The following is a 25,365-nucleotide window of genomic DNA, read 5'->3' as shown; positions in this document are numbered from 1 at the left end:
TCCAAGCCTAGTTCGAACTGATGTTCGAGTCAATGGTGTTCTCATGCGTCAGACTTTCTGGCAGGTTCCCGGCGTTTGCGGTCCGGGCACAAGTCAAGAGAGGTGGGCGTCTGGCGAGGTCGCGGAGGACGAGGATCCCGGTCGAGGTGAAGATACGGGTGGTGTTGGCGGTGCTGTCCGCGGAGATGAGCGGTGCCGAGGCCGCGGCACCTTGGTGGAGCGCAGCCTGCGTAGCGAGAACGAACAGCTCGAGTTGGCGTTCGTCGAGGCGAGGGTGCAACTGAGGATTTGGCAGCACGGTGCGAGCTGGTCGATCAGGTCCCTTCGCGACCCTCGAATCCCTGAGAAAGGCAGCCGGGCTGCCGGTTTCGAGTTCGCACCACTGGCTCAGATTCCCGAACGCACCTACCGCCTCGTCCGATACCGCGGCGGTGACCCAGTCAAGAGGCCGTGGCCGGCCCCGAAGATCGACCACCACGAGTCGCTGGCCGCGAAGTACGCGCAGGACCGGCCCGCGTGGGGGCACCGCAAGATCGCTGCCCTCATGCGCGCCGACGGCCACGAGGTCTCCGACTCCACGATCGAGCGGGCTCTGCGGCGCGGTCTGCTGCTGGGGCACGGGGCGAAACGCCTCGCCTCGTCTTCGTCGTCAGTAGTCGTCAACCACAAGGTTCGAGAACGAGTACCAACCTGCATCGATATCGCTCAAGCTCAACCGCGCAATCGTCGCGTCCGAGAGGCCTTCTGGCGCATAGATCCATCCAGGATTGTCGCGCGGTGACAAGCCAGTGCGGGCGTCGTGGAAGTACACCGCACCCTCGCTGCTGGCATACACGTATGCGAGGTCGAAGCGGCCGATCCGCAGGTCACGATAGTAGCGATCATTCGGAGCGTTTTCGGGTTCTTGGAGCAGTTGGTAGGCGACCTTCTCGAACTCGCGCTGGGAATCGCTGAAGTCGGGCCGGCCGACTGCGGACACCCCAAGGGCGCAAACGACGACCATCGGCCACGCTGCGGTCGCCCAGGCCCAGCGGCGACGCTGTATGACGGTAAGTGTTATCACTGCGAGAGTCACTACTGCCGAACAGATCAACAAGGCAGTCGCACCTACCGCCACGACCGCGCCATCGGCCGGGGCCGGCCAGGGAAGGTGACACACAACCGCGATCAGCAGTACAGACGAAATGACAGCTACAACCATGTTCGCCCACATCACTCGACTGAACGACCCGATGTCGGAAACAGGGCTCGTCGAACTCGCCTTGAACGCCATCTAGTGAGAATACGGACGGTTTGCCGGGAACCCTCTACCTCACCGTGACGGAGATGCAGTAGGCCAACTTCTTGACGCAAGACACGGCTCGGCCCGGTTCGGGTGTGGGAGCCGGCGCCCCGGCGTGCGGCGTTTGCTCGGTAGAGCGGGCTGGTCAGGGATGTCCGGAATCTCTGGAGCGGTAGCCGAGTCGGATCCATCGGGCTGATGTTGCTGCGATGAGGCCGGTGATGGCGAATCTTCAGGCCTCGGGTGATGATTCCGGGGTGATCGTGGTTGATCTGGGAGGAGGGGCTGCCTGGATGTCACGGGAGTCCACGGACACGAGTGGAAGCAAGTAGGAGGCTCGCGGCCCCGCACCCTTTCGGGTGTGGGTGCTGGGGAGATCGGCGGGGTTTCGCCAGCACACACGTTCCACTCCGGTCTTGGACGACAACCTCAACCCGGAGGGTGATCCATGTTGGGGTTCAGCAGCTCTCGGGAAATGTCCTGCATGGCCGCCGGCAGTCGCCTGGGCTACCAGCCCGGCGCCAACGGATGCCTTTGGCGCAACGAAGATCCGCCCCGACCGGACCTGTGCGGTCTGGTCGGGGCGGATCTGTCACGCGGTCAGCGTCGCACCGGCGGTGTCACGGGAGGGGTTTGTTGGTCCACAGCGTCCGGACATCGACCCCGCCGAGGCGGAACAGCTGCGAGATGGGGCAACGGCGCTCGACTTCCGCGACGAAGGCCTGGAATCGGTCGGCGTCGAGGTTCGTTTCCACGACCACCTCCATCGCGACATCGCTGAAGTTCGAGACGCCTTCCTCCCCGAAGACGAGCACACCGTTGTGGAGGTGCGCAACCAGATCCACCGACCACGCCCCGAGAGCGATGGTCCTGTCTCCCGCGGCAATGATCCCGCCGGTGACCTGGGTGCACGACGCCAAGGCGCCCAGCGCGTAGTCCAGTGGGCTCGGCGCCGAGTCGGTGCCACCGAATGCCTTGTGCCCCTCTGCGTAGAATTCATTGGGGTTTCCAACGATGTCCAGGTGCTGTTTGACGCCGGTGCCCGTCGTCGTCAAAGTGAACTCCAGGACCGAGCCCTTGCTGCTCAAAACATCTCCTCAAACTCAGGTACCTACCTCGAACCATTGTCGAGCGTCGGGCGGTCGCAGCCAATGAATGACTTGCCACTGAGTGGAACAATTGCCCTTCACGGGCCGGTCCGGTAGGCGATCGGGCGCACTGTCTACCGCCGGGCGTCAATGACGGTCCCTCGCGGGGTCGCGGCGCCTGAGAAGCGCCACTCCGAAGTTGCTACGCCCCAACCGGGCAGCGCCCGTGTCCAGTCGGGGTGAGTGGGAAACGCTGCCGCTCCGACGAGGCCCACTCGCCAGACTCCTCGTCGTCGATGCGAACGACCACGCAAGCTGACCCGCGACCCCCTCGCCGTTGTGCGAATGTCCGAAAGGGGCTGCCGATCGTCATACAGGACACCCTTGTGCGATGCCTGCTCCGGCTGTGACCTTCAGCGGTTCCGTGGCGGTGATTCCTCAGCGGTAAGTGGCGGCCGGGGCTATGGCAAATCAGGGGGCGCCCACGATGAGGGTGCTGCGTGCGGGTTTCGACACCGTCGGCGGTGATCGTGATAGTTGATTCGCATGATGTGACGGATCTCCGCGGACCGTACCCGGTCGGCAGGACCGCTGCCGGTCGTCCGCCCAAGCCGCTCGACATCTGGGCGGAGCCGGAGGCTCCGTTAGACAGGTTCAGCCAGTGCACGTTTGACGGAAGCAGGCATCCCCACCGGCCTTCCTTCGGGCCGGTGATCGTCACCGTCCCGGGCTGTTCGCCGGCCACGGCCGCGCAGCGAAACGCGGGTACGTCGAAGCTGCCGTTCGGGTTTCCGAACGGCGCCGGGTCGATCTGGAACGGAACGGTGGCCGCGGCGGAGGCGATGGCCGCCGGTGCCAGAACCGAACCGGCCACGATGGCGGCGCAGGCGACGGATCGGCGAACGAAATCGATCATGACGACCTCCAAGGACCCTCGCGATCGAATCAGGCCGACCCGCTGTCGTTGTTCCAGGCGTCAGCCGGGCAGGTGGCCGTAGGTCAGCCAGTAGTTCACGATGTCCAACAGGTTGCCGATGGGGCCGAACCAAATCCCGTATGGGTCCATCCGAGTTCACCTCTAATCAGGGGCAGCGTCCGCCGAGGTCGCATGGGATCACGGCCCAGATCATGCGCCTCCACTCCCACAGCAATGGGAGTCCACCATCAAGCCATCAGGGATCACGTTCACCCCCCCGGGTGTCTGTCTCCCGACCCTGTCAGGTCAGGCTAGACCTCAGAGGTGGCCGAAAGAGAAGGTTTGAATGGACATCCACGCCACCAACAGCTGAAGATCACAGCGAACGGGACGACCTCCGTCACTCACCCGGCACTGGTCGCGCCTGACCGCCCCTCCGATTGGGCGCCTTTTTGCCGATCGTCAAACCCCTGCACGTCACCCACACCTACGAAGGCGTCATGTGGGACTAGCTGACACGTCTGCCCGAAGCGGGAGGGCGAACAGGTGCTGGCCGAAGGGTGCGGTCTAGAACGTACCCTGTGTGAGGAGTTGAGCCCCGGCAGGAGTCCAGGCGGCGGGCACCCCCTGCTTCCCGCCGCCCGGCTCCCGACACGCCCCTAGTCGGAGGCAGGCGCGCATCAGATGCTGCAGGCATGGGTTGGCCTGCAGCGATTGCGACGCTAACGCCCACACCTCGCGCAGGCTGGAGGAATGGTTGCCGGCCGTACGACATTCACCCCTTCCTTCATCCCGTCGAGGGTCCTCGAGTCCCGATTCGCAGGAACAGCCATTGAGTGCGAGCTGGTCGCCTGAGCCGGGGCACCGTCGATGCTCGGCTACGTCGAGCGAAAGATCACGGGCCTACAGGGGCTCACGTAACCAGCGCCAACCTGTTGTCGGAAGGACCCCGCACCCGAGGGGGAAAAGGTGCGGGGCCCGCGCACCGCGGACGCAGCCCCTATTCGCGCCGGCTACCGGTAGTGGCCTGTCGCCGAGCAGGTTCGGTCCGGGTCTGGTCCCTGCGTCAGTGGATGTCGGGCATTCGGAGAGGGATGAACGTCGGGAACGTGGCGTCGCTGGGGTGCTCGCGGAACTCGACTCGCAGGCCGGGCACGATCTGTCGTGGCCCTCGAATCCACGCGAACGACCACTGGCCGCTATCCAGGGCGAGGATGACCATCCGCGGGGGCGTCGGCTCCCACGCTCGAGGGATGTCTTGGATCGGACGAAGGGCCACCACTGTCCCAGTCTTCGATGGGTCGCAGGTGGTGAGCGAGTCGGCTACAGGTTGAAGGTTCTCGGCAAGCATGTGGGGCGCTCCCTGGGGGTGGGCTGTTCGAACAGGTCCACCCTGTCGCGCCATGGCTGGAGAGCACGACGGTACAAATACCCGGTTTGATACCTGTGTCCATCTGCCTGGTCCATCGGGATACGTTGTGAACGTGCCGAGCAAGATCGAGACCGTGGCCATCGCTGTGTCGGCACACGAGCTGGCCTCGTACCGGAGCGTCGAACAACGCGCCCGCCGACAGTGGTCACGACCAGTGGCCGACCGCGGCGAATCATCGTGTCACGCCGGCCTCAACTGGTTGACCGCCAGCCGGACGCAGACCTGGTCGATCACCTCGTCTACCGGTTCGAAGGCGCCGCCATCGAATTTGCGCCTGACGATTCCGCGGTCGATGGTTGAGTGGCACGTAGCGCGGCCCCGCCCGAACCAGTCACCACCCGGGCGGGGTCGCGTCTGCACTGTCTGAGGTGGTGCGAACTGGACAGTACGGGCGAAGCCGACTCACGGATAGACCTACGATCGACGAAGCTCTTATCCGAACATGATTGGGGTAGGGCTTATTCGTCAATCTTGGGTCACTGTGTGGAGGTGCCGCGGGCTTCGTTGTCCGAGGCGGCTAGCGTGAAGGTCGGATACTTGTCGCCGGCACCGTTACCCAGGGGCCGGACTTGGTCACCCTTCGAGCTCGTGGCGTTGCCGGTCACCTCGAAGGAGAGTGTGGGCGGTGTGTGGCTCTCGAGAATCGAGGTGTCCTTCCCATTCACGAAGGACGATGTCCTCCGGCTCAGTGCAGAGGGCCGATCCAGTAGTGCGTGTGGTCACCAATATGTGTGGCTTGCAGCGATAAGTGGCACGGTTGTGGTGGCCGAAAGTGGCACGGTGTGTCTGAGTATCTGCTGGGCACTGCCGCGCGATCAAAGGGGCGTTCGTGCTAGGCGGAGCGCTTCCAAAGCCGGGCGATCACGTACCCGTTGGAGGCAGCGATCACGAGGTATGGGACAAGTACCAGCGAGGCCGGGAAAGGCGAGAGGGACGGCCCCCAGCTGTACGGGTCTCGCCTCTCAGGCGGCGTAAGTGCTTCGGCGATGATGCCGTAGGTGAGAGCAGCGACGATGAGCATGACTGCGGCACTGCCGATCGAGACGAGCCAGCGTCCGAAACGGAATTGTTGCTTCAGAGCGGCGGCGCCGAACAGGGACACCATCATCGAGGGGACGAATACCAGCAAGCCGAAGGCGCCCACGAAAGCCCACGTGATCAGCACGTCGCCGAGCATCGGCCAGCGATTGCGCCGCCGGCATCGGGGACGAATCCGTTCGAGTCTGCTCGCTCACCCCGTCAGGATGCCACAGCGTCTTGGTCTCTGAGCCGGTCGAGTTTCTGTGCCGTGGCGTCCATGGCCACGTCGCCGAGAGCGTCAAGGCGATGGAGCTGTGCTGCTCGACAGCGATACTCGGGCTAGTTCAGAGGGTTCTCGCGCTCAGATGAGGTCCTGGGCCACGTACACCCCAATCGCTCCAGACAGAATGATCGCAGGGTGCGCGGCAGCCAGGTAAAGCCCCGATACCCCGTCTGCGTAGCCCAGAAGAGGACGGCCGCCGCGCGGGACCGGGCGGTCAGCCACCACTGCGTCGATCAGTTCAACGTGGTCACCACCAACGAGTAACCGCCGGAGCGCTCTCAAAGTAGGCTCGGCGAGCTCGCGTGCGTCGCCCCTGAACCCGGCCGGGACATCCTCGGCCGCGATCAGCGTCGTGTCGTCCAACTGCCTGATCTCGAACTCCGGGGTGGACAGGATCCCTCTCACGAGCGGATACGGGGTCGAGCATCTGATCAGGCAGCACGGTGAGGCGTCGATCTCAACGACGAGTCCGGCCGACGCCGCGAGGCGAGGGATCGCGGTGCCTGCGGCGAGCACGGTGGTCGAGCCGTAGATCGGCCCGTGAGTGGTTGCCACACCGCACACTCTGGCCCCTTCAGTGAGGAGCGAGAGCACGGGCCGCCCGGAATGCACTGTAGCGCCGTGACCTTCAGCGTTCCGAAGCAGCGCTCGAGTGAACGCAGCTGGGTCAACTCCGGCGTCGTGTGGCGCGTACGCGGCCACTATCGGGGTTTCACGCAGTCCCGGTTCACGAGCAAGAACGTCCTCCCCGCGCAGGAGTTCGATCGGATGGCCGAGCGCACGATGGGCGTCGACGAACTCCCGCGTCTCCGCCTCAGTTTCCTCCCACGTGATCGCGCCCTCGCGGCGCAAACCGAAAGGAACAGTGAGTTCACGCTCGAGGCGGTCGAACTCCTCGGCGGCGGTCCGCCGGAGCCGATCGGAGTAGGCCTCGCCGGCACTCTTCGAGAGGCCGACCCAGGCGAAAGAGTTGCCGGTCACCCCTCCTGCTGCGGAGCTCTGCTCCAGTACCGTGACTTCGTGACCAGCGCGAGCCAGATACGACGCGATTGAAGCACCAACGATGCCGGCGCCAACCACGAGGATCGAGCCGTCATTTCGATCATTCAACCGTGACATGAGCAAGACGGTATCTGGACGCTTCATTCGACAGACAACTCCTGGCCGGGTCTACATCCGTAGGCCCCGCGCTCAGTACGGCTACTCGGCGGCAATTCTGTCGACCGGGACCTGGCAGGTCGTCGTCACCGTCATACCCGAACCCGGCACGACCACAACGGGATTCGCAGCCGTCGACGTTCCGTAGGCGACGGCCCCGCGGTCCGGGAGGGCACGCGGGTCGCCCGCTCACCAGGCCCCGAGTGAGCTCAGTTCTCGATCCCGACAGTCAGTGGTCGAGGCCTTTTGGCATGGATCGGTGGGTGCCGGCGTCGGCGGTGCGGCCGTGCCGGTGAGGCCCCGCTCACCCCCTCGAGCAGCTCCAGTCGTTCCGAGGGGCGGCAGGCGAGTCGGTCAGGGGACCGTCCAGGCGCCGGCGCCAGGCGTGATGACGACTATCCGGTAGTTGATCCCGTCGACCCCACCGGGCGCCGTGGCAACGGCGACCACCGTCCCGGAACCGGTCTCGACCGATCTGCCGCCGGGGTGGTCGAGGTATGTGACACCCGCTGCGCCGGTGGAGATGTTTCGCCAGTGGATGTGGACACCGGCGAACGGCAGCCCCAGTCGGGTCACTCCGGGAGTGTCTGGGTCGGTGGTGGCGGTCAGGTAGGAGTAGCCCGAGCTCAGGAGTCCGGTCGTGCTGACGCTGATCCCGGCGATGGGAATGGGGAAGACCGTGTCGGTCGGTGCGGCGGCGGCCGGGTGTGCCGCGAGAAGCAGCGCTGCACCAGCCCCTGCGACGATGGATGTTCGGCGCAGACGGTGACGTGGTCTCATCGATGGACCTCCCAGCCCTGGTGGCCCGCTCCTGGTCGCGAACACCGGCGCTGGCCGAAGGATACTGTCAGCCTACGTCCACAACTGGTGGCCCCGACCGTGAAACACCCGTTCGGGGCCACCCGGCATCGACGATGCGTAGCTGCAATAGCTCCGCCACGTTCGTCCGTCAGAACCGCGCCACTTATCGCTGAAAGTCACAACCGTTTTCGGTCGTCCGTGGGTCGGCGAAACGCGACCAGCGCTGGCGAGTTACCGAGTCGTCCCTTCCGGCATGTTGGTCCGGCATAGGTAGTTGCATAGGAAGGGTGGGTCGACTTGGCCTGTCAGCGGCTCGCGCTACGGTCGGTTCAGCGGCGAAGAGTGGGCCGCTTCTCAACACGACATGGCTCGGGGCTCGACCGGCCCTGGCCCGAATCCGGAGGCGCGGTCTTCGGATTCGGGGTAGCGCCCGCTCATCGGCCGCGGACTTCACACCCGCGATCACGCGACTGACACCGAGGCATGTCGGCCCTGTGTCACCGAGTGAAGAAGCGTTGCAGCAGTTGACCGAGAGAACCCTCATTGAGGCGGGGGAGGATGTGCTTCCACACGCGCACTGGTGACGGACCATCCTCAGCTCCCTTCCATAGGTCAGCTGGGACGCCCGACCGCCTGGACGCGCGCCGTGAAGTCCGGGTACGGTACGCCTCCTGTGCCCGCCCACACCTGCTGTGCCAGGATCGGCAGACGGGTGAGTAGGGGCTCGACGATCTGTTCCTCGGTCATCGCGGTGGGATCGTCGCACCAGACGTGCAGTGTGGCTCCCAATACGCGCTGTTGATGCGAGAGGCTCAATCGTCGGCCGTCGACGAACAGTCCGACGTCCCACTCATAGAGCAGCTCCGGAGGCGCGTTCAAAGGTTCCGCGTATCCCCCGGTTGCAAAATAGGTGGGAGTGAACGCGGAGTTCACGATCAGACGTCCCTCGTCGATGAGCTGACCCGGTGATTTCCCATTCCCTGTCCAGGGGGTCAGTTCGCCACCGACAGTCCAGTAATGGGCGATGATCGACGGGTCGATCGGGATCAGCCCGGTGTGTGACATTCCGTCGTTCCACATGCGGGTCGTCTTGCCGTAGGACCTCACGATCCCGTTGGCCCAGTTGAAGAAGGACGACGACAGGTCCTCCGGTCCGTATCGGTCTCCGAGCGTGCGCTTCGCGTACGCCCCCAGTTGCGGATAGCGGGAATAGTCGGTGACGTACTCGTCTCCGCCGATATGGAAGTACCGGCCGGGGAACAGCGGCACGAACTCGCGCAGGATGTCTTCGATGAGGGTGTAGGAGTGCGGTTTGGCAAGGTCGATTCGCCCGTCGCGGCTTCCGGCGAGCAACTGGTCGGCCAGCGCATCGGTGGACGACGTGGATGCTGGGGTCAGCCTCAGATCGGGGTGCTTGTCCAGGATGGCGTTCATGTGTCCGGGAAAGCCGATTTCCGGGAGGATCTCCACACCGAAACTGTGTGCATACGAGACGATCTCGCGGATGTCTTCCTTGCTGTAGTGCTGGGGCGAGGTGATCTCCGGGTGCACGTCGCTCTGCAGCCGGAAGCCGCCCACGTCGGAAAGGTGCAGGTGCACCATGTTCATCCGGAAGTACGCGGCCTCGCGGATCCGCTGTTTCACCCATCCGACGGTGAAGAACTCGCGGCCGGTGTCCAACATCAGGCCCCGTTCGGGGTAGTCGGGCCAGTCGCTGACCGTCCCGCTCGCAACAACGCTCGTCTGACGGAGCCACTGGAGGATCGTCTGGGAAGCGAGGATTGCTCCTTCACGGGTGCGTGCCACCGCTGACAGCGTCGTGCCGATGTCGATTCGGTACGACTCGGGCCGATCGGGCGCGGAGTCGTGGAGACGGAGCTCCACGTCACCCGGCCGCGCCGTGTCACCGACCATGACCGGGAGGTCCCCCCGCCCGTCGCGGCCGATGTCGACGGCCAACTGTCGCGCGGCCGGCTCCGTCTCGGCGCTCGCGACGATTCGGGCCGTGTCTCCGAGGACGAAACGCCCCCCGTCCGGCGTCCACTGCTGCACACTCGGCACGGTCGGGGGCAGGGTGGCGACCGCGGGCATCGTCGTTCCGTCCGCGTTGGTGGCGCCACCCGTGGCCAGAACACCCGCAAGCAGTACGGCTGCCGTCGGCGGCATCACGACCATCATGGCGTTGTGACCGGGAGGTCCGCCGCCGACGGTGCCGAGAACGTGACGGCACTGCCCATCGGCGTAGCGCTGACGAATGGTACCGGGTCCTGCGATGTCACTGTCATTGTGAACCGGTGTCCGGGAGGAAGATTCCAGTCGGTGGGCGAGAGAGCCCAGTCGATCCGGTTCGGTTGCCCTGCTCTCAGGCCGTGCCGGGTGACGGGCCCGGATGTGATTACCTTGCCGATACCGCTCGGATCCTCGTCGTACAGGACGGCGATGAGGGTCAGGTCCGGAGTCGACGGGTCGACCGACAGCTCGAGCGTCGGTGTGCCCGTCAAACGGGCACCGCTGGCGAACGGCGAAGTGCGCCAGACTCCCGCTTTGTTTCGGTCGACCGACCCGAGGGGAATCGCCGGGGGCACACCGAGTTGCGCAAGCGTCCCTGTGACGTAGGGTACCGCTGCAACAGACGTGGTGATCCCCGATCGCAGCGGTTCGGCCCACTGTTGGTTCGGATCGGCACCCATCACGCCGACCGCCGGCGCGGCCAGCGGGAACGACCGCGGCGCATTGACTGCCGCCGCCACGGACGGATACCCGACGTACGGGCCACCGTTGGCCGGAGACATGTTGACCACTGGTTCGTTGTCAATCCCGTTGTCGACGCCGTTGACATGGTGGTCGATCCACCGGAGCCCAGCATCCCAGATCGGGTTGGCGAGTCCGGCGATCTGACCGGAGCCGCCGGCGGTCGAGTGATCGCCGGCCTGCATGTACAGCATCTTCGGAGAGGTCAGCTGGTCGAACATCGTGAACGTGGGCCCGGACGGTAAGAGGCTGTCCTGCCAGTCGTGGGCGAGGAACACGGCCGTGTTGTTCGCGTTCAGCCCCGCGATCGCGCTCGCGAGGAGTCGTCTGTTGCCGAGTGTCTGTACCGTGCTCGGATCGCCGGTGAGGATGGCGCGCCCGGCCTTGTCGACCATTTCGGCGCTGAAACGGTTGGTGGCGAATCCTGTCGCGGCGAGGGCCGCAGGGCCACCGGTCTTCATCGTGCCGTTCGGGGCGAGTGCCTCGGCGAGGTCTCCGGGCGGCGAATCGGCGACGACAGCACGGATGCGTCGATCGTGGGCTGCCGCTACAAGGCTCAGGCCGGCGCCGTACGAGCCGCCCGCGATCGCGATTCGACCGGGATCCGCGTTCAGATTCGTGATCGCCCAGTCGATGATCGCGGACACGTCCGCCGCGTCCTTCTCGGCGAAGAGGTTCACCTCCCCCTCGGACAGGTACATGCCCCGAGCGGTGTACTCGATCGAGACGAAACCCTGCTCTGTGGAGAGCTTGTACGCCGAACCAAGGCTGCCCATCGCCGGCATGCCCCAGCCCGACGGCTGCAGGACGAGTGGGTTCTTCTGGTTTGCGATGTTCGGTGGAGCGATGATGACCGCGTTGAGGCGGATTCCGTCGGCACCCGGTACGGCGATCGTCGTCGCCTGGCCGCCCGGAACTGGTACGGCACCGACCGCTGGCGTCTGCAGCACGAGTCCTCCCGCGGAGACGGCACCGGCTACCGCAATGACCAGCACCGAGCGCCTCGCACGCGGCCACCCCTTCATGTTCGGCATCAGAACACCACCGTGATGAGTTGAGCCAGGTTGGACAGGATCGACAGGGGCACCATGAGGACGTATCCGGTGAGCGTGCCGATCAGATCGGGGGGAGGAAGTTCGCCGTTCATCGAGGCCCTTCTGGTGCATCGGTGTGGACTGGCTCCAAAGCGAGTATGCAAGGTATCTCTTGCATACTGCAAGGGTATTCTTGCGCGGTGGCCAGAGACACCAGGGATCGCATCATGGACGCGGCACTCGAACTGTTCGCCTCCAAGGGGGTTGCCGGCACGACGGTGACCGCGATCGAGTCCGCGGCCGGACTCTCCGCGGGCAGCGGCAGCTTCTACCGGCACTTCGCCGACAAATCCGACCTACTCGGCCACGTGATCGAGCGGGAGATGTCCCGAGTGAGCAAGCCTGCGGTGCGCCTGCCCGGTCCCGGATTCGGCAAGACTGCCGCACTCGCGGCTCAACTCCTCGGCGACCTCGAGTTTTTGACGGACCTGCGTCCTATGATCTCAATTCTCATGTGGGAGAGGGGGTCTCAACCCAAGGTTGCCGACCGCGTGCACGAGGTGATGGTCGACATGGGGATCGACCTCGGCGTGCAGGACCTCACGCTCGGTGGCACCGCCCCAGCGGTCCGCGACGACCCGGAGGCCGCGGCGGCGGTGATGATGTCTGCAATGGTCGGATACTTCCTCAACATCACGTTCTTCGGCGAGCTTCCGGGCGGCGTCGACGCGGAACGGTTCACATCGACTCTCGCGCGATTGCTCATCGCGGACGACGACTGAACTGTCGCCGCGCGGCCGGGTGGTGTGGATGCACTCGGACCTGCACCCGGAAACATTCTGGTGAGTGACGGCCTACTTGTTGCGCCCAGACCGTGCAGTCGACAGAGCCCATGCGCGGCTACGTATCCATGTGTCCACGACCACCCCAACGCGTAACCGGCACCCCGGGTACTCGGCGTCAGCAGCGACCTTGCGACAAGGCAGTCGATCGCAGGGCCCCGAGAGAGATTCCGCCCCAATCGATCACGGCCGAAGGTAGCGGGCCGGTCCCGTTCGTCAGTGTCACCGATCGCGTTCGCGCGGTGCGGCTCGGCTCTCATGCCGGTGTTGGGTGTAAGGCTGTTCGGTGTGTTTTGCTGGGGACATGGGGATGAGTTGGCGGGGTGTGTCGTCGTGGCTGGATGTGTGGGGGCCGTTTGTTGCGCTAGTTGCGTGGGTTCTTCTGGGCGGGCTGGTCTTTGTCCAGGACGCTTTCACTGATCCGTCGGGCTGGCACTGGTTTCGGTTTGGGCTATGGGTGTTCGTCGTGGTGGGTGCGGGTTGGGAGTGTGTGGGCCGGTTCCGGCGGCGTGGTGGTGAGCCGGTGCGGGTGCTGGTTGCGCCGGAGGATGTTCCGGTGGTGGATGTGGAGTTTGCGGTGGCGTCGACGTCGGATCGGGTGTCGGCGGTCAGGGCGTTGCGGGAGCGGCATCCGGGTCCTGGGTTGAAGGCGGCTGTGGGTCTGGTGGACCGGGCGCTTGGCAGAGATTCGCCCTGAGGCGACACGTGGGGCCCTGACCCTTTCGGGTGCGGTGGCCGTTTGCTGTCTTGAACTGGTCGGATGGCACGTTCCGGATGACGACGGGGTGTGGTCTCCGGCCAGTTTGGTTGCTGCTTTGTGAGCGTGATGGCGCTTGTGGACCCGAGCCAGAAGAGTCGTTCGATCGGATAGTCGAGGGTAGAGCGCGAGCCGGAGTCGGATCATGGTGAAGGGGTCCGGTGTGCGGACGCGGATGTCTCGGTGTTTGCCTGTGCGGTACAGGTATTCGGCCAGGAGGCACACCGCCGTAACGTGATCGAACGCCGGTTCTGCCACCTCGAGCAGTGGCGCGGTATCGCGACCCGCTTCGACAAGCTCGCCATCTTCTACCCAACCGCGGTGGTCCTGAAAGCGGCCATGCCCTGTCGGATGCGGGGCTCATGGATCGCATGCGCGGGTGTGCGGGTTTCGAGACGTCGTATCTGGGGTTCGGAGACGCGTTCTGGGGGTGAGATGGTGGTCTGGTACGGGGGTTCAGGTGACAGGAGGGGAGTGGCGGTGCAGGTACGTCCCCAGTGGAAATCCAGCGTAGCCGGCATCGACACCACGATTGCGTGCCGCAACTTGACCGGATTCTTGCCGGTGCGGCCGGGTGTCGGCCGCCGCCGCCCTTCCTCCATACTCAGCGCCCGGACAAACCACTAGAAGTGGGCGACGAACGTCGGGCTCCGGCAAGCCCGACGTTCGTCGCCGTCGCAGGTCCGCGGCAAAGTGGACACCGATACCGCGGAACTGCCGCTCTGTTCCACTCAGCGCTGGACTGAATCGCCGGCGTGGAATCGTTCGAGTTCGGAACCGGTCGGCGCGGCCTCCCAGTCACCTGGTGTCAGACAGGCGAGTGCCCCGGCCATGACCGCTGTTTCGAGTCGATTCTGTGGACCTGCCCGGCGGAGCAGTTGGGCTAGATACCCGGCGACGAACGCGTCACCCGCACCCACCGTGTCGACGGGCTCGATGTCGACCGCCCGCTGATCGAGGATTCGGCCGTCGATCGATGCGGTACACCCATCATCGCCCCGCTTGATCACCGCGTCGACGCAGCCGAGGGAGACGAGCGCGGAAGCGAGATCCGCCGGTGATTCCAGTTCGGGAAACACCAGTCGGGCTTCCTCGACGCCGGCGAACACCACCGCGCTCCGCGGGATGATCTCCGCGAACACGGCAGCCGCTTCCGCCGGCGTCCAGAGCCGGGACCGGTAGTTGAGGTCGAACGAGATCGGAACCCCGGCCCGGGCAGCCGCATCAACCGCCGCCAAGGTCGTCTCGCGTGCCATCGGTGACAGCGCCGGCGTGATCCCGGTCAGGTGCAGGAGGGCGAAATCCGAGATCGATCCGAGGCCGAGATCGGCCGGTGTCAGCGCCGACGCCGCGCTGCCACGCCGGAAGTACAAGACGTCGGACTGCGCGCGGTAGCGCCTTTCCTTCAGCATGAATCCGGTCGGTCGATCCGGGTCGACCGAGATCCGCGTGTCGACGCGCTCTGCGGCGAGCTCCCGGAGGATCAGGCGTCCGATGACGTCGTCACCAACTCGGCTGGCCCAGGTCACCGGGATACCGAGCCGCCGAAGCCCGATCGCCACGTTCGTTTCCGCGCCACCGAAACCCAACTCCAGCGATCGGTCGTGGAGAATCGACCCGACCCGCGTGTTGACGGCGAGTCCCATCGACTCCCCGAAGGTCAGCACTCGCGGCTGCCGATCGCGGTTCATCGCCCTTCCCGTGCCTCTCTCACCAGCTCGAGGGCTCGGCATGCACGCACCCGCAGGCCGTCCAGATCGCCGTCGAAGGCGTTCCCGATCAGGGGGCTGCCGATGCTGACGGCGACGGCGCCGGCGCGGATCCAAGCCGGAATGTCGTCGACCTCCACCCCACCCGACGGCAGCAGAGCGACATCGGGGAACGGGCCCCGAATCTGCGCGAAGTAGTCGGGGCCGACGGTCGCTGCAGGAAACACCTTCACAGCGCTCGCACCGCAATTCCAGTTCCGCAGAATCTCGGTGGGCGTGAATGATCCAGGATAGATCGGTGTTTCGTGTGTGCGGGCAACCTCGGCGACCGCCTCGTTCACCGTAGGGGTCACGAGAAACGCCGCACCGCCGCCGAGTGCGGAAACAGCCTGCGCCCCGCTGGTGACCGTACCTACTCCGATCTCCACGCCCGCCGGAACCTCGTCGACGAGCGTCGCCAACTCGTCGAGCGTTTCCGGTGTGGTGAGAGTCAGTTCGATACAACGGATTCCGGATTCGATCAACGTCGTCACCACCGGCCGATACTGCGCGGCGTGCCGCGCGCGAAGCACTGCCACGACTCCGGTGTCGTTCAGTGCGGAGCTGACCGGGACTCGTGTCACCATCGGGAACCCCCAGGCGCCGATTCCGAATCGAGGAACAACGAAGTCGCGGGGTGCTCGCGTAGATACGAAGCCGGGCAATGCGATCCGATGGCACCGGACAGAGCGTTGTCGACCGCCTCTTGCTTGCGCGCCCCCGGTACCGTGCAGACGATCTTCGAAGCGCCGAGCAGGGTCGGCAACGTCAGCGTCAACGCGTGCTCGGGCACGTCCTCGAGGCGTGGGAAACACCCGTCGTTGACCTGCTGGATACGCGAGGTGAGGTCGAGTTCGACCAACCGGGTGGGCTGCGGATCGTGCCGATCTGCCTCGGGCGGATCGTTGAATGCGAGGTGGCCGTTCTCCCCGATCCCGAGCAGCGCGAGATCGAGCGGATGCTCCGAGACGAGTCGGCCGTATTCGTCGCAGCCGGCGACGGGGTCTCCGGTCAGGTCGATGTAGTGCACCGTTCCCGGTGACACCGCCCGGAACAGATGCTGATCGAGATACCGCGAGAACGTTCCGGGGCCCCCTACCGGCAGACCGACGTAGTCGTCGAGTTGGAACGCGACGACGCGCTGCCAGTCGATGCCGGGGGCATCGGCAAGCTCGGCCAGGCACCAATCCTGCGATGGCGCTGCCGCGAACGCGACACGGACAGTGGGTCGCTCGGTGAGTGCCTCGATGATTGCACGTGCCGCCGTCCTGCCGGCAGCCCGCCCCGCCTGCTCGGCGGTAGCGGACACCTGCACGTCGATCGTGCTGTCGTCGACGTCGATCTCCCTGGACATTCTGTGCCTTTCTTGTCGAATGCTTCTGTTTCGAACACGATCCATGCGAGACGGTGTTCGGTACTTCGGATTCACCGGCTGCCGCGCTCCAACCGGTTGAGCAGCAGCAGTGAGCGCGCAATGTGGAACGGGTCCTTGACCGGCAGCGCGACTACGCGGTCGAGCACGCTACCGTCTCGGGAACGGATGTGGATCCACTCGTTTCCGTGGCCGGCGGGAAAGGTCTCGAGCGTGTAGTCGCGAATTCTCTTGTACCAGTACTCTAATTCCGGGCAGTCGTACCTCGACGACAACAGTCGGGCCGCGTAGACGGCCTCGACGTGCACCCACCACAGCTTCGTGTCCCAGGTATCGAGGATCAACCGTTCGAGCGGGTCGTCATCGTAGGTACGCCCAACCGGCTGCGCACCGCCGGTCTGCCACCGGTCCACGTACCGGAACAAGCCTCCGTCGCTGCTATCCCATCCGAGTTCCAAAATGCGACAGGCTAATTCGGGCAGCCAGTCGGGAAGGTCGATCGCCTGCCCGGTGCAGTGGTCGACGGCATCGACCACCATCCAGAGGGTCTCAAGTACATGCCCGGGTGTCACGTGCCGACTCAACACGGTGTCGCGCTCGTCCGCTCGGTCCGGACGTAGCTCCCACGCCCACGCCGGACCCCACATCCCCGTGGTCTCCCGGTCGCCGACGAGGGCGGTAAGTGCACGCTCGACCACCTTCCTACTGTCGTCGAGGCGGTCGACCCTGTGGAGTTCACCTCCGACGTGCACGAGCAACATCAAGCTCGCCGCATCCGTGTATCCCTGGCGTACCGGGTAGGGCGCGGTCGGTGCGGACCGATCGGCGATCCGAGTCTCGGCATGGTCGAGTAGTGCTCGACTCGTCGACAGCCACTGCGCACGCTCGGCCGAGTCCTCCGGCAACAGGCGGGCCGCACCGGCAAGGCCGAGGGATACGAAAAGATCTGCCAGCACGCTGATTCCGTGTCCGGCTTCGTTGTCCACTGGCGCGCCACCCACAGGACCGGTGCAGAAGGCCGTGATCGGACCGTCGAGCACCGCGTGCGTATGGAGGAAGCGGGCGGTCATGAGTGACCGGCGCCGCCACGAGGCAGCGTCTCCACTGAGGATTCCCCGGTCGATGTCTTCGCTCAGTTCCGCGCAGAGCCAGGCCCATCTGCCCTGCGACCAGCTGAACTTGTCGGTGGACTGCAGGTGGCCGGTATTCGTGAAACAGGTGAAGACACCACCATTTTCGTCGTCGACACCGTTGTCGATCCACCACGGAAGAATGTCGCGTTCGAGCACTGTCCGCGCCCACGACCCGTCCTGCGAGATCATCACCGGGTCCCGTGCAGTTCGGCGCCCGGCACGACCACCGCGGATTCGTCGACGGGGTCGTGCGCGATCGCGTCGATCAGCTCGTCCGATTCCGAGTCGTGCCAGGGGCGGACGAGGCCGACGAGAACGAACACGGCGACGGACGCCAGGATCGGCGTGGAGACGGTCAGCGACTGCGCGGTGGCGACGCCGAGAGAGTCGAGTTCATCCTTGATCACGTACCGGTTCAGCGCGAACACCAGGATGCCGGCGATCCAGGACAGCAGTGCCGCCGAAGGCCCACAGCGCCGGAATTGAGGCAGCATCCCGAGCAGCATCGGGATCGCGATCGGGCCGACGAGTGCGCCGAACCACAGCACCAACAAACCGAGCACTCCGCCGAACGAATCCGCGGACAACGCGATCAGCATCGACGACCCGATGAACAGGAACGTCGCGACGCGGCCGGCGAACAGTTCCGAACGACCGACGAGCCGCCCTCGGGCCCCGCGTAGCGCGGGGATGATGTCGCGCACCACGACGGAGGAAATCGCGTTCGCGTCCGAGGACGTCATCGCCATCGTGTGCGCGAACATTCCGGCGAGAACCAGACCCACCAAACCGGTCGGCAGCAGGTTCAGGACCAGTTCGGCATACGACTCTTCCGGGTTGGCGAGATCCGGCAGCAGGATCGGCGCCGCCCACATCGGCAGGAACAGGACGAGCGGCCAGACGAAGTACAGAGCGCCGGACAGCAGCATCGACCGGCGTGCCTCCGACGAGCTCGGCGACGCAATGAACCGCTGGGCCAGATTCCACGTACCGCCGTTGTAGGAGACAAAGTTGATCAGGCAGTACGCGAGGAAGAAGCCGACCGTGAGGTTTCCGGCGAAGGGCTCGGAATGGCTGGGCGGCAGCCGATCCCACATCGTGAAGATCGAATCGAATCCGCCGAGCTTGATCAACGCAGCGACCAAGAGCGCGATCGCGGCGACAAGCTGGATCACGAACTGGCCGAGGTCGGTGAGGGCGTCCGCCCACAGTCCGCCGATCGTCGAGTAGACGAGCGTGACCCCACCCACCAGCAGGATTCCCGCCGGTAGTGAGACTCCAGTGAAGGCATTGAGCAGAATTGCACTCGCCGCCCACTTCGCAGCGACGTCGAAGACCTTCAGCCCAGCCCCCGACCAAGCGAGAACCTGCTGGGCCGGAAGGTTGTAGCGGATCGTGAGGTACTCGAGCGGCGAGATGATTCCCAGTCGTTGCCGGATGCGCGGCCACCGAGGTGCAAAGACGAACGCACCGATTCCACACGCGATGGTGATGCTCACCGCCCACCACACGTAGACGGCAAAGCCGGTGGTGTACGCCAGTGCGGCATACGCCACGAACACCGCCGCCGAGTAGCCGGACATGTGATGCGAGATGCCCGACAGCCACCACGGCATCGCGCCGCCCGCGGTGAAGAAGTCCTCGGCCGAGTGAACTCGTCGTTTCGCCCACCACCCGATGAACACCATCAACCCGAAGTAGGCGCCCAAGACCGCCCAGTCGGCAGAACCCATGATTTTCGCTCCCGATCTCGAGGCCGTGACCTGTGCTCGCTTCGCGACTGACGTCGCGGGAGGGCCCACGGCAGTGAACTGAGTGCCCACTGACATGGGCCGAGGTCAAGTTGTCTGACGTCTGCGCTGCGAGGAACCGATCCGTGTGACCACACGGCCGTACGGCACCCTCTGCCCGCAATCCCCTTGTGGGTTGCATCACAGATCGTTGCTGAAAAGGTTTGCACAGAGTCTTCTCCGTGTCAATGCAAAGCACGTATGATTCGCGTGAAAGCTGCTACCAGGAGAAACGGGGTTGGTCGATGTCCGCGACAATCATCGAGGTGGCCGCCCTGGCGGGCGTATCACCCGCGACGGTGTCGCGAGCATTCAGTCGACCCGACCTACTGAAGACCCAGACGCGCCACGCCGTCCTCGAGGCGGCGAGTCAACTGGGCTACACCCCGAATCGGGCTGCGAAGGGACTTGTCACCGGGAAGACGGGGAACGTGGGCATCCTCGTGCCGGACATCGTCAACCCCTTCTACCCACCGGTGATCAAAGGTGCCACCGACCAGACCGCCGCGACGGATCTGGCACTCTTTCTGGCCACCACCGACCTCGACCCGACCCGGGAACTGCGCATCGCCCGCGAGATGATCAAGCAGGTCGACGGCTTGATTCTGTGCGCGACGCAGCTCGGTGGCGGCGAGCTACTCGCGTTGGCGAAGGAGAGGTCGGTCGTCCTGGTCAATGCTGAGCACCCCGGGGTTCCGTCAGTGGTCGTCGACACAGATACCGGCATGCGTGACGCAGTGGACCACCTTGCCAAGTTGGGCCACACCCGGATCGTCTACCTGTCCGGGCCCGAGCGGTCCTGGTCCAACACCCGGCGACGATCGACGCTCGAGCGCCACTGCGCGACACGCGGACTGCCACTGGATGTCATGGGACCGTTCGCGCCCAGCTACGACGCGGGCGTGACCGCCGCCGATCTCCTCGTCACCGCCGGCGCGACCGCCGTCATCGCCTTTGACGACCAGATGGCACTCGGTGTGCTGTCACGGCTCCACGATCGGAACGTCGACGTGCCACAACAGATGTCGGTGATCGGGTGCGACGACGTCCTGCCGGTCGGGATGACGCGACCGGCCCTGACCACGGTGTCCGCGCCCTGCGAGAAGCTCGGTCGCGTAGCGGTCGAACTCGCATTGACCGAGGGCACCGGGGTGCAGCAGCTGTCCTTCCAGGGTCATCTGGTGGTGCGGAACTCGACGGCGGTCTCAGTCGACGCCTATCCGGTCTCGACGATCTGATCTGGTCCTTCATCACTTCCCGCGCCCGTCGGTCTTGACATGAAATCCTTTTCATCGCATGCTGGAGATCCGGACCGATGCAATGGTCGCGCACCGGCCGATCCGGCCACACGCCCCACTCGGCTGCCGTTCAGGTCCTTCGTCTCGGGAGAACAACATGGCCACGGAAATCATTGGTGTCGACCCTCATTCGGGTCGGTCACTTCGCGTTCACGTCAGCGACGGCGTGATCGATCGAGTCGCACCCGGACCTCCGGATGCAACAGGATGGTTGTCGGCGGGACTGGTGGACCTCCAGGTCAACGGGTACGCCGGCTTCGACATCAACGCCGCGGACGTCGACGTCGACGCGGTGATCGGCTTGACCGAGGCACTGAGGTCAGTCGGCGTCACAACCTACGTCCCAACCGTCATCACCGCGCCGGAAGAACGAATCATCCATTGCCTGAGGGTGATTGATCGCGCCCGCAGGCAGAGCCCGGCTGTTGCCCACGCCGTTCCGTATGTGCACGTGGAGGGACCGCACCTCTCCGACGAGGACGGTCCGCGCGGCGCACACGCGCGGGAATGGGTTCGACCACCTTCGCTGGACGAGTACCGAAGGTGGCAGGACGCAGGTGCCGGGCTCGTCGGCATGGTGACGTTGTCCCCGCATTTTCCTGAGAGCACGGAGTACATCTCCGGCCTGTGCCGCGACGGGGTGCATGTCGCGATCGGCCACACGCACGCCACGCACGAACAGATCGTGGCCGCGGTGATCGCCGGGGCGACCCTGTCCACGCACCTCGGCAACGGCGCGCACCAGCACATTGTCCGCCACCCCAACTACATCTGGTCCCAACTCGCGGAGGACCGGCTCACCGCGGGATTCATCGCCGACGGTCACCACCTGCCCGCATCGACCCTCACCGCCATGCTGCGCGCCAAGGGTCTCCACAGAGCACTGCTCGTCTCCGACAGCGTCGCCGTCGCGGGGCTCGAGCCCGGCGTCTACGACACCCCCATCGGTGGCCACGTCGAACTGTCGTCCGACGGGCGGCTCGCCAACCTGGGGACGCCCTTCCTCGCGGGAGCGGCGAGAAATCTTGCCGACGGAGTCGCGGGTGCGACGAAGATCGCCGGATTGTCGCTGGCGGACGCGCTCACCCTCGCGACGTCGAACCCGGCCCGGTTCGTCAACGGACGGGTACCGACCGCGCGCGGCGAGATCCGCCCCGGAGCTGCGGCCGACATCATTCATTTCCACTGGCAGCAGGGCGATTCCACGCTCACTGTCGATCAAGTCGGCGTTGTGCCCGACGCCTAGCGCACGCCACCCGAAAGCCAATTCGAACCAGCAGCCGTCGAGGAGACCCGTTCCATGAAAACCATGAAGATCGCGCATGCCGAAGTCATCGTCACCTGCCCCGGCCGGAACTACGTCACCCTGAAGATCACGACGGACACCGGGGTGACCGGACTCGGCGATGCAACCCTCAACGGGCGCGAACTCGCCGTGGTGTCGTATCTGCGCGACCACGTCTGCCCGCAGTTGATCGGACGAGACGCGTCCCGGATCACCGACATCTGGGAGTACTTGTACAAAGGCGCGTACTGGCGTCGCGGGCCGGTCACCATGACCGCGATCGCCGCCGTCGACTGCGCGCTGTGGGACATCCTCGGAAAGTCCACCGGCAGGCCAGTGCACGAACTGCTGGGTGGGCGGGCGCGTGACGGCGTCATGATCTACGGCCACGCCAGCGGGCGCACGATCGACGATCTGCTCACCGACGTGGGCAACTATCTGGAAGCCGGCTACCGCGCGGTGCGTGTTCAGGCCTCGATCCCCGGCCTCGACAGTACGTACGGCATTCATCACGACGGTACCGGCCACACCTACGAACCGGCCGACTCTCGGTTTCCGACCGAAAACCGCTGGGACACCTCCGCGTATCTCCGGTTCGCGCCGGAGATGGTGGCGGCGGTCCGGGAGAAGTTCGGATACGACTTCCATCTGCTGCACGACGTACACCACCGACTCACGCCCATGGAGGCGGCGCGGCTCGGGAAGTCGCTCGAACCCTTCAACATGTTCTGGATCGAGGACGCGACGCCCGCGGAGGACCAGGACGCCTTCCGATTGATCCGCCAGCACACGGTGACCCCGCTGGCGGTGGGCGAGATCTTCAACTCGATCTGGGACTGCCAGCATCTGATCTCGAACCGGTTGATCGATTACATTCGCTGCTCGGTCTCGCGCGCCGGAGGAATCACGCACCTGCGCAAGATCTTCGACCTCGCGGCCCTGTACGGCGTCCGGACCGGATCCCACGGCGCGGGCGATCTCTCGCCCGTATCGTTCGCCTCCGCACTGCAACTCGACATTGCCGTACCCAACTTCGGCATCCAGGAGTACATGGGTCATCTCGAACCGGCGAGCGAGGTCTTCCGGACCAACTACCGCTTCGAGGACGGATACATGCTGCCCGGTGACGAACCCGGACTCGGCGTCGAGATCGACGAGGCGGCGGCAGCCAAGTACCCCTACGAGCCGAGGTCGCTGCCTGTCAACCGGCTCCTCGACGGAACGATCCATGACTGGTGACCCCGCCCCCACCCTGCGCCTGTCCGCGGGCACCGTGACCGATCTGCCGAGAACGGTCCGGCCGCCGTCCCAGCGCGGCCGGGCCCCTGCCGGGATCGTCCATATCGGCCCGGGCGCCTTCCATCGGGCGCACCAGGCCGTGTACACCGAGGAAGCGATGGTCGCGGATCAGGACGACAGTTGGCACATCCTGGCCGTCAGCCCACGATCGGCGACGGTGAGCGACGCTCTCACCGCTCAGGACGGCTACTACAGCGTCACCGAGAGTGACGGCACCTCCGAGCGTGTCCGGGTGGTCGGGTCGATCGCCGAAGGCGTTTCGATGAATCGCGACTACGCTCGCGTCGTCGACCACATCGCCGAGTCCACGACCCGGATCGTCTCGTTGACCATCACCGAACAGGGCTACACCAACCACGCAGTTCTCTCTCCCGTGCTCGACGGTCTGTTGCTGCGCCTCGACCGGAACGCGGCGCCGATTTCTCTCGTGGCCTGCGACAACGTCCGCGGCACGGACCGTGTCCTGCTCCGGGCGATCGACACCCTCGCAGCCGCGCTCGAACCGGGCCGGCGTCGTGCACTCGAGGATTACCTGGACTCTGCGGTGTCGTTCCCGTCGTCGGTCGTGGACCGCATCACCCCGTCACCCACAGCGACCGACCTCCGGCGGGCCGCCGATGTCCTGGGCCGGTACGACAGCTTGGCCGTGTTCACCGAGCCGTACAAGCAATGGGTACTCACGGATGATTTCCGCGCGGGCCGCCCGGCGTGGGAAGCCGCCGGGGCCACGTTCGTCGACGACACCGCTCCGTACGAGCAGCTCAAGTTGCGCGTCCTCAACGGCGCGCATTCCACGTTGGCCTATCTCGGCGCGCTCACCGACCACGACACCATCGAGCAAGCGGTGATCAATCCGATCCTGGCGCGATTCGTGGAGCGATTCGCCGATCGAGAGATCGTTCCCGCCCTGACGGCACGGTACGGCGACCGGATCAGTCCGCGGGAGTACTTCGCGACCACACTGAAGCGATTCGCCAATCCCGCGCTGCGACACACCACCGAGCAGGTCGCGCGCGACGGATCGCAGAAGATTCCGCTCCGGATCCTCGACACCGTTCGGGATTCCATCGCGGCGGGACGCGAACCGGTCCACGGCATCACCATCGTCGCGGCGTGGCTGCTCTACACGGTCGGCGCGAGGTCGAACTCCGGCCGACCGCTCGGTGTTCATGATGCGATGTCGGACCGCCTACGGGGGATCGCATCCGGCGGCGGCATCGCCGCCCCCGACTCGATCATCGCGTCGATGCGGTGCCTCGGCCCGGCGGGCGACGAACTCGCGCAGTCGGCGAGTTTCGTCCGGGACCTCGGAACCAGACTCTCCGAGCTCGAGCGGCACGGCGTGTTCGCAGTGCTGTCCGAACTCTGAGGATTCGACATCACGCGAAGTTGAACGGCTCCGGGGCGCTCCGCAGCTCCCCGAGCTGCGCGACGACGGTGTAGCACCCGACGGCACCTGGTTGCGGGTGAGCGCGCCCCCCGGCTCGGACGTCTTGCCCGACCATCTCAAGGCGTACTCGTCGAGTCCTTCGCCGCACTCGAGCGGTGGCACGGGATGGCATCACCGTCGTCGACGGCATCGGTGCGCCGTCCCGCGGCCGGGGGAGCGGGAGGGGCGTCAGGCTCGACGTGGTGACCTCGAGACGTCGGTCGGCAGCCGGAGTGACGGCGGCGCCTGCACGGTCGGCAGATCGGTCCGCGCGCCCTGACGGCGGACAACACGGCGGACCTGATCGGCTGGGTAGGTGCTGATCCGCTTGTTGCCGCGGCTGGCGAGAAATGCACGGGCCCGCGACGTCGAGACACCACGGTAGTCGGCGACTTGTCCGATTGGCCAGAGAACCGACTCGAACTGGCCCGAGCTGTCGGTGCGGTGCAAGCTGGTCGGATCCGATGAGGCGGCCATGCGAGAAACATGCGAGCACGATCCTCGGATGTCAACGGCGGAACAGCCCGTATGCCGGCGAGGGGGCGTGTCATCTATGTTCACCGGCTCCCAGTCGGCGAAGTCCGCGACCGAGCCGCGGAAGAGGAAGTAGTCCCGGTTCGGGATCGAGACCTTCGGCAGCGGATCGT

18 protein-coding genes and 1 pseudogene are annotated in these 25,365 nt (G+C 65.5%); 5 read left to right on the top strand and 14 right to left on the bottom strand.

Annotation, left to right across the window (positions count from 1 at the left end; genetic code table 11):
• Positions 1-7: 7 nt before the first annotated feature.
• The 9 genes and pseudogenes from AC1RIF_RS22825 to AC1RIF_RS22785 form a co-directional block, all read right to left on the bottom strand.
• Positions 8-619, bottom strand: coding sequence for a hypothetical protein (locus AC1RIF_RS22825; protein WP_492603652.1), 612 nt, complete (start codon positions 617-619; stop codon positions 8-10).
• A 30-nt stretch (positions 620-649) separates the two neighbouring features.
• Positions 650-1,273, bottom strand: coding sequence for a hypothetical protein (locus AC1RIF_RS22820; RefSeq protein WP_492603651.1), 624 nt, complete (start codon positions 1,271-1,273; stop codon positions 650-652).
• Between the two features lie 629 nt (positions 1,274-1,902).
• On the bottom strand, positions 1,903-2,370 hold the full coding sequence (locus tag AC1RIF_RS22815) for an OsmC family protein (protein WP_492603650.1): 468 nt from the start codon (positions 2,368-2,370) through the stop codon (positions 1,903-1,905).
• A gap of 568 nt (positions 2,371-2,938) precedes the next feature.
• Positions 2,939-3,286, bottom strand: a pseudogene (locus AC1RIF_RS22810) (hypothetical protein); the annotation flags it as partial.
• Between the two features lie 2,264 nt (positions 3,287-5,550).
• On the bottom strand, positions 5,551-5,895 hold the full coding sequence (locus tag AC1RIF_RS22805; protein ID WP_492603649.1) for a hypothetical protein: 345 nt from the start codon (positions 5,893-5,895) through the stop codon (positions 5,551-5,553).
• 204 nt (positions 5,896-6,099) lie between these two features.
• Positions 6,100-7,167, bottom strand: coding sequence for an NAD(P)/FAD-dependent oxidoreductase (locus tag AC1RIF_RS22800; RefSeq protein ID WP_492603648.1), 1,068 nt, complete (start codon positions 7,165-7,167; stop codon positions 6,100-6,102).
• Positions 7,168-7,533: 366 nt separating this feature from the next.
• Positions 7,534-7,959: a hypothetical protein gene (locus tag AC1RIF_RS22795; protein ID WP_492603647.1), complete on the bottom strand. Its 426-nt coding sequence runs from the start codon at positions 7,957-7,959 to the stop codon at positions 7,534-7,536.
• A gap of 633 nt (positions 7,960-8,592) precedes the next feature.
• On the bottom strand, positions 8,593-10,146 hold the full coding sequence (locus tag AC1RIF_RS22790; protein WP_492603646.1) for a family 20 glycosylhydrolase: 1,554 nt from the start codon (positions 10,144-10,146) through the stop codon (positions 8,593-8,595).
• 8 nt (positions 10,147-10,154) lie between these two features.
• On the bottom strand, positions 10,155-11,765 hold the full coding sequence (locus AC1RIF_RS22785) for a CocE/NonD family hydrolase (protein ID WP_492603645.1): 1,611 nt from the start codon (positions 11,763-11,765) through the stop codon (positions 10,155-10,157).
• Positions 11,766-11,965: 200 nt separating this feature from the next.
• Between AC1RIF_RS22785 and AC1RIF_RS22780 the strand changes: the two genes are divergently transcribed.
• A complete protein-coding gene (locus AC1RIF_RS22780) occupies positions 11,966-12,547 on the top strand; it encodes a TetR/AcrR family transcriptional regulator (protein WP_492603644.1) in 582 nt (193 codons plus the stop codon).
• Between the two features lie 1,548 nt (positions 12,548-14,095).
• Here AC1RIF_RS22780 and AC1RIF_RS22775 read toward each other — a convergent pair.
• From AC1RIF_RS22775 to AC1RIF_RS22755, 5 genes are all read right to left on the bottom strand, one after another.
• A complete protein-coding gene (locus tag AC1RIF_RS22775; protein ID WP_492603643.1) occupies positions 14,096-15,055 on the bottom strand; it encodes a sugar kinase in 960 nt (319 codons plus the stop codon).
• The gene (locus tag AC1RIF_RS22770; RefSeq protein ID WP_492603642.1) at positions 15,052-15,699 is read right to left on the bottom strand and encodes a bifunctional 4-hydroxy-2-oxoglutarate aldolase/2-dehydro-3-deoxy-phosphogluconate aldolase; all 648 of its coding nucleotides are present in this window, start codon (positions 15,697-15,699) and stop codon (positions 15,052-15,054) included. The genes AC1RIF_RS22775 and AC1RIF_RS22770 overlap by 4 nt, the downstream gene beginning before the upstream one ends.
• On the bottom strand, positions 15,693-16,466 hold the full coding sequence (locus AC1RIF_RS22765) for a 6-phosphogluconolactonase (protein ID WP_492603641.1): 774 nt from the start codon (positions 16,464-16,466) through the stop codon (positions 15,693-15,695). Before AC1RIF_RS22765 ends, AC1RIF_RS22770 begins: the two co-directional genes overlap by 7 nt.
• Before the next feature lie 71 nt (positions 16,467-16,537).
• On the bottom strand, positions 16,538-17,806 hold the full coding sequence (locus AC1RIF_RS22760; RefSeq protein WP_492603640.1) for an AGE family epimerase/isomerase: 1,269 nt from the start codon (positions 17,804-17,806) through the stop codon (positions 16,538-16,540).
• On the bottom strand, positions 17,806-19,350 hold the full coding sequence (locus AC1RIF_RS22755; protein WP_492603639.1) for a sodium:solute symporter family protein: 1,545 nt from the start codon (positions 19,348-19,350) through the stop codon (positions 17,806-17,808). The genes AC1RIF_RS22760 and AC1RIF_RS22755 overlap by 1 nt, the downstream gene beginning before the upstream one ends.
• 302 nt (positions 19,351-19,652) lie before the next feature.
• Between AC1RIF_RS22755 and AC1RIF_RS22750 the strand changes: the two genes are divergently transcribed.
• From AC1RIF_RS22750 to AC1RIF_RS22735, 4 genes are all read left to right on the top strand, one after another.
• Positions 19,653-20,645 carry a LacI family DNA-binding transcriptional regulator gene (locus AC1RIF_RS22750; RefSeq protein ID WP_492603638.1) on the top strand — a complete coding sequence of 331 codons (993 nt, stop codon included), beginning with the start codon at positions 19,653-19,655 and terminating at the stop codon, positions 20,643-20,645.
• Between the two features lie 226 nt (positions 20,646-20,871).
• Positions 20,872-21,951: an N-acetylglucosamine-6-phosphate deacetylase gene (locus AC1RIF_RS22745; RefSeq protein WP_492603637.1), complete on the top strand. Its 1,080-nt coding sequence runs from the start codon at positions 20,872-20,874 to the stop codon at positions 21,949-21,951.
• 63 nt (positions 21,952-22,014) lie between these two features.
• Positions 22,015-23,229 (top strand): D-mannonate dehydratase ManD, encoded by a 1,215-nt coding sequence (gene manD / locus AC1RIF_RS22740; protein WP_492603688.1) that lies wholly within the window; start codon positions 22,015-22,017, stop codon positions 23,227-23,229.
• Positions 23,219-24,658, top strand: a complete 1,440-nt coding sequence (locus AC1RIF_RS22735) for a mannitol dehydrogenase family protein (protein WP_492603636.1) — start codon at positions 23,219-23,221, stop codon at positions 24,656-24,658. Before manD ends, AC1RIF_RS22735 begins: the two co-directional genes overlap by 11 nt.
• Positions 24,659-25,365 lie beyond the last annotated feature (707 nt).

The sequence above is a fragment of the Prescottella sp. GW823-FHT02E09 genome (assembly GCF_058797375.1).
The sequence above is the reverse complement of the archived record's forward strand: the minus strand, read 5'-3'. Positions and strand labels throughout refer to the sequence as shown.